The sequence below is a fragment of the Armatimonas sp. genome, from assembly GCF_043760365.1.
In the GTDB taxonomy this organism is placed as follows: Bacteria; Armatimonadota; Armatimonadia; order Armatimonadales; family Armatimonadaceae; genus Armatimonas.
This window is the reverse complement of the sequence record NZ_JAYUPA010000396.1, coordinates 1-5,008: the sequence shown is the minus strand read 5'-3', so window position 1 is coordinate 5,008 and position 5,008 is coordinate 1. Positions and strand designations below refer to the sequence as shown.

Annotated in this window: 7 protein-coding genes; 2 read left to right on the top strand and 5 right to left on the bottom strand. The window is 55.8% G+C overall.

All coding sequences use genetic code 11. The features are described from left to right. Positions 1–262: 262 nt before the first annotated feature. Positions 263–526 carry a hypothetical protein gene (locus tag ACH2EH_RS09455; RefSeq protein ID WP_395141085.1) on the top strand — a complete coding sequence of 88 codons (264 nt, stop codon included), beginning with the start codon at positions 263–265 and terminating at the stop codon, positions 524–526. Between the two features lie 256 nt (positions 527–782). Here ACH2EH_RS09455 and ACH2EH_RS09450 read toward each other — a convergent pair whose 3' ends face one another. From ACH2EH_RS09450 to ACH2EH_RS09430, 5 genes are all read right to left on the bottom strand, one after another. Further along, a complete protein-coding gene (locus ACH2EH_RS09450; RefSeq protein WP_395141083.1) occupies positions 783–983 on the bottom strand; it encodes a helix-turn-helix domain-containing protein in 201 nt (66 codons plus the stop codon). Positions 984–1,036: 53 nt separating this feature from the next. Next, a complete protein-coding gene (locus tag ACH2EH_RS09445; RefSeq protein WP_395141081.1) occupies positions 1,037–1,666 on the bottom strand; it encodes an alpha-ketoglutarate-dependent dioxygenase AlkB family protein in 630 nt (209 codons plus the stop codon). 77 nt (positions 1,667–1,743) lie between these two features. After that, positions 1,744–2,397, bottom strand: a complete 654-nt coding sequence (locus tag ACH2EH_RS09440; protein ID WP_395141079.1) for a hypothetical protein — start codon at positions 2,395–2,397, stop codon at positions 1,744–1,746. Continuing rightward, positions 2,354–3,289 carry a histidine kinase N-terminal 7TM domain-containing protein gene (locus ACH2EH_RS09435; protein WP_395141077.1) on the bottom strand — a complete coding sequence of 312 codons (936 nt, stop codon included), beginning with the start codon at positions 3,287–3,289 and terminating at the stop codon, positions 2,354–2,356. Before ACH2EH_RS09435 ends, ACH2EH_RS09440 begins: the two co-directional genes overlap by 44 nt. A gap of 52 nt (positions 3,290–3,341) precedes the next feature. Next, positions 3,342–3,932, bottom strand: coding sequence for a GNAT family N-acetyltransferase (locus tag ACH2EH_RS09430; protein ID WP_395141075.1), 591 nt, complete (start codon positions 3,930–3,932; stop codon positions 3,342–3,344). Between the two features lie 520 nt (positions 3,933–4,452). On the opposite strand from ACH2EH_RS09430, the gene ACH2EH_RS09425 reads away from it, so the two are divergent. Then, positions 4,453–4,851: a hypothetical protein gene (locus ACH2EH_RS09425; RefSeq protein ID WP_395141073.1), complete on the top strand. Its 399-nt coding sequence runs from the start codon at positions 4,453–4,455 to the stop codon at positions 4,849–4,851. Positions 4,852–5,008 lie beyond the last annotated feature (157 nt).

The window sequence follows — 5,008 nt, the reverse complement described above, 5'->3', positions numbered from 1 at the left end:
CTCAAGCCTGAATTGTCGGCAGAAGCACCTTGCGCGGGCGTAATTGGTTGCATGGCGAGTGTATCGGATACAGCATTGTACCCTTAAAACATTTCACGGATCATGAGAGGGACGCTTCGCATAACGGGGCATTTTCTATCTGGTAGCTCGTTGCCAGATGCCTTCACGCCGCGATATGCACCCCGATGAGAGGCGATGGTCATATCATTCCCTACACTATCTTTTCCGTTTCGTCTCGCTGCTTCCGAGTAAAATGTCAAATATGGACGAAACCGTAATTTGCCCCATTGCTTGGCGATGGGCCGAAATCCACCAAGCCCTTGTGCGGGCGTGGGAGAAACGACAGCGGGCGGGCGATTCTATCCCCCCGCCGCCGCCTAAACCGCTCATCCTCGCGGGTTGGGCCTATTCAGATGATGAAGCAAAGCGTCAGCGCTGGGCGGAAACAGTGGCGTGGGCCGCGCAGTACGGTTTTGCCATTCCTACTTTACCACCAGAAGAGCGCTACCCGCGTCCACAAGGCTGATCGTAAGAGAAGTGGTCACTAGTTAGGCGTCGTGCATTTCAGAGTTTTGAGGTAGGATGGCCGCCAGGCAAATGACCGAGTGACCTGACCCCCGTTTAGGTCCAGCAGGTAGGTTACTCGACTCCCGATTTCTCGGGTTTGGGGGCAGCGCATGCCAGCCACTCTCTAGGAGTTAAATCTCCCAGAGAACTATGCGGTTAAGTGCCTGATACTGTGCGCGAAAACGTTCCTTTTCCGTGACTGTTTTCGAGGGGCTTTACAGCTCGGTGACTCGGGCTGGCTCCAGAAGCGCCAGTAGATCCACACGCTGGATCAGAACCTTCCGCAAGCCAGCCACTCGGAACGCCTTGAGTTTGCCCGAGCGGATGTAGGAGCGGATTGAGGAGGTGGAGAGTTGCAAGTAGCTCGCCGCCTGTTCTACCGTCAGGAGCGGCGTCCCGTCGGGATTGTCTGTCATGAGAGCAGTATACGCCAGGCCTTCTACAGCGAGGTCAACCGATGACACAGAAGTCAGCGGATGACTCGAAAGGTCAGGTTGATCCGAGGCCCAAGCGACCGCGCCGACTTGGGGAGTTGGTGGAGCCAGAAGTGCTGGGTCGGCCCTGCCATGATCAACAAGCTCCCCGCCGTAAGATCCAGAGCCACCCTCTGCTCCTTGTGGAGCTTATGCTTGAAGTGGAAACGCCGCGTCGCTCCCAGGTTGACCGACGCAATCACGGGGTTCTCACCCAGCTCCTTCTCATCGTCAGAGTGCCACCCCATACTGTCGCGCTCCGAGCGGTAGTAGTTCAGCAGCACGCTGTTGAAGACCACACCGGCCACAGGCTCGATTCGCTCCTTTATCGCCAGGAGCTCGGCAGTCCAGGCTTGTGGCTGCATCGTCATCCCAGAGTAGGTGTAGCTGCAACCAGGGTCGCCATGCCATGCCGTGAGCCGTGGCTGATCCACTAAGCGGCCAAAGAGCCGAATCTGGTCTTGCCGCCACGGGGTTGTCTGGATCAGCTCGGCAAGGAGCCGGTCGGCTTCTGACTCGTCGAAGAAACGGGGGTAGAAACGCACGTCCGCATCAGGCATATCAAGTAAAGAGCCGTCGCTATCGAGAGTGTAGCCTCTCCTGCATCGAGGCGTTCCATCTTCCATACCAGTAGTTTACACTCTGACCATCAGAGGGCTCAGCGACCAAGCGAGTGCCTTTACTAACCTAACCAGCGCCCAGACTAACAAGGAGCTTCCCAACGACGAACAGTATTATGGAGATCCTCCAGCAGGAGGCGCAACCCTTGAGAGGTTGAAAGTGCTGCATGGCGAATTTGTCGCTCCTTCTCTTCCGTCGAGATCAGGCGATCCTGATCCCAATAGAAAGCGCTCACACGGGGCGGCAGTTCCGGCCAAGTAACCAAAAGCACATCACTGCGTACCGGTATTTCTTGACTGGGAAAAGGCATTTCTTGCTCGCCCACTGGCCCACAAGGAAACTCTTCAAGACAGGAGGGACTATCCTGGTCGCCCGAGTTCGACTCTTCGACGCCCTCTTTGGTACTCGTAACAGTTCCTGCATTGCCTGAGACGATGTTGGGTAGCACCACAAGACGCAGGCTTGACAGCATTCTCTTGGCATCATCCACGTCCCCACTGAAGCAATTGGTCGCCAACCATCGAATAAGTTGTGATTTTTCCTCCGCTGTTGGAGGACGAAAATCATAAACGTAAGGATTCTCGCCTATATCTAATCCAGGTTTCCCCATGGCAAGTCGATTAATAATCAGTATCCCCTCGCCAAGATTAAAACAGACACATATTAAATTTCTATAAACTTTAAAGGCCTTTTCAGAGGTTTGCCGAACTGCGCTCAGGTGAAGAACGGTGCTCATGAAAGAGCAACTTGTCGATTCGTCCTTCAAGGAACCGACGAATAGGATCGAAGGAGAAGGCCAAGACCAGAACGCCAAAGCGCGTTACCCCACCCGACTCAGAGCTGGCGAACTTGTCGGTTACCAGCAGCACCAAGGCACTATAGCAGGCAAGAACCAGCGAGAGTGCGACACCAAGCACCACAGCACGGCGAATGAACACACGGATATCGAAAAGCTGGTGGCGGATCACCGCGTAGGCAACAGCAAGCAGAAAAAGCAAGGTCGAGAGCGGCCCCACATCGATCCAACGGAAGTCATTGAAGGTGTAGGGAAGAAGCGCGTTGGTCACCAGAGAGATCACACCAGTCGCCAGAGTGCCCCAGCCCAGGAGCAGAAGCCTATCTCGGTGGGGGGAGGCTACCCTAATGCTAGAGCGAAACGCCAGCCACAGCGTGGCGACCAGCATTCCAGTGACATGGAAGACGTAGAACCCAAATAGCGGCCCGTAGATAGTCTCATGACCACCCGTGATGCCCGTGCCGACCAGCTCAGCCTTATCGATCCATGGAGTCCCAGCACTGATAACGGCTAGGGCAACCGAGAACCAGAGTAGCCAGGTATCGCTAGCATGGGTAGGCAGAGCCGCTACGGCCTTAACGAACCTAAAGCCAAAGTAGACTGCAAGGCTCACGGCGGCGAAGTTGGCACGACCGACCAGCAGAACGTAACCAGGATCTTCCGAGCGCCCGAACAGGAATAGGGTTACCACCCAGACGAGGAGGGCTAGGCACGAGGCCACAAACCAGCGCACAACAGGCGAACGACCTTCCCGAACCAGGAGGAAGATCGAGGCACTCGCCAGCAGGAGGGCACAGAGAGCGTAGAGGACTTCGGCAAGGATGGAGTTCATCGAGCAAAGGGAGAGTTCATCTACCCCATCGTCGCATATTTACCGTGCCGCCTCAAGCGATAGTGAGTGGTCGTGGCTGTAGGGCAGCGGTGAATATGCTTCGATACGTCGTCGAGACTAGGGAGCGCTCGGCAAGCGATCCAGCGACCTCACGCACCGAGAGGCTACAAGGGTAGCAGGGCTCGCCCCAGTGCTCCCGCAGTTCCCCAATGACCACTAGTGGCCAGCCCAGCAGACGATAGCACCGGAGCATCTTAGGCGTTGCTTCTAGCCAGACAGTCTTGACCTGATTCTCCACGCAGTAGCGCCACAGCGCCGAGCCAAGCTGCCAGAACGCCGCGCCACTATCTTTGCCACGGTACTCGGGAAGCACCGCTAGAACCGCCGCGTGGAGTACCCCAGAGGCCGCATCCTGTACGGGAAGCTCGGGCCAGACCAGGTGTGTAGGAACCTCGCCTGCTTCATCTGGTGTGACGAGCTGGAGTCCGCCCACGAGCCGCTCCTTATCCAAGACACCGAAGTAGACAGAGCGACCAACGTGGGTGCGCAGCTGGTCGCCAGGCTGCCAGCCCTCTTCAGATGCTATCTTTTCGAAGAGCTGTATGACACTCTCCCCGCCCTGTACCAATTGGTTCACCAACATGGAGCCTCCTAAAGATTTCCTTCTAAGTAGTAGGATTTTATCATGATGCCAACTACTTAGTAGGTTATCAGATGCTTTTTCCCGTGAGAATCCAGGCATGACTTTGTTAGGAGAGAAATCATGCCCCGCGGTGCACCACGCCTAAGAAAAAACGGGGTGTATCAGAACGCCATTGGCGCACGAGTCAAAAACCGGCGCAAGGAACTCAAGCTTACCCAGGATGCTTTCTGTGCTCGCCTGACCAACCACTCTGGCGGTGGTTGGTCTCCGACAGAAGCGGATATTTATCGGATTGAGCGGCAAACTCGGATTGTTTCTGATCTGGAATTAGTCGTGATTGCCGCTGCTCTAGAGTGTGAAATCCTCTGGCTGCTCGAGGCAGAGCTAGGAGTTCGACCCGCCACAATATGTAGCCGTTGGTATTCTTGGAGTGAGTAGAGAATTCGAGGGTGTCAGGTAAAATAGAGACGAATAGAGGAGATTTGCCGCTCCCGACAGACGAGAGAAAGATAACAAAATAATGGGACGACGACCGAAAGCCGCCACAGAAGCGGCAGCAGCACCGATAGAAGCGACGGCAGCAGCCGTGCCGATAGTACGGCGGCGGCGTAGAAGCTCGATAGTGGATCATGGGGCGCAGACCGCGATCTTGATTGACTCACTACTGCATGGCCGTGGTGCCGCCGGAGCCAGTCAGGAAGAGGCGCTTGCCGTCGTGAACTGGGCACGGGGTGTCCATTCGGAGGAAGCCGAACTCAAGACCCTGACAACCCGTGTGCGCCGCGCCAAGGCACTCAATGCCCCCGAGCGCCAGGTGGTTCTTGACTTGAACAAGGCGCTTCTAAGTGGCGTTCTGGCGGGGAGCCTCATCGTGGATGTCACCGAGTCGGGCAGCGTCGCCTTCAAGCAGGCAACTTAGTCCGAGTAACTTCCAGCCCACAACTAACGAAAACCACTAGCTCAGTTCCTGGGCTGGTGGTTTTCGCATTTTTAAACGCCCTTGGATTCTGTCCAACTAAAACCTGTCCCTGACAATCTGCAAGCCATCATGGATTTCTAGATCCCTCCAAATAGGG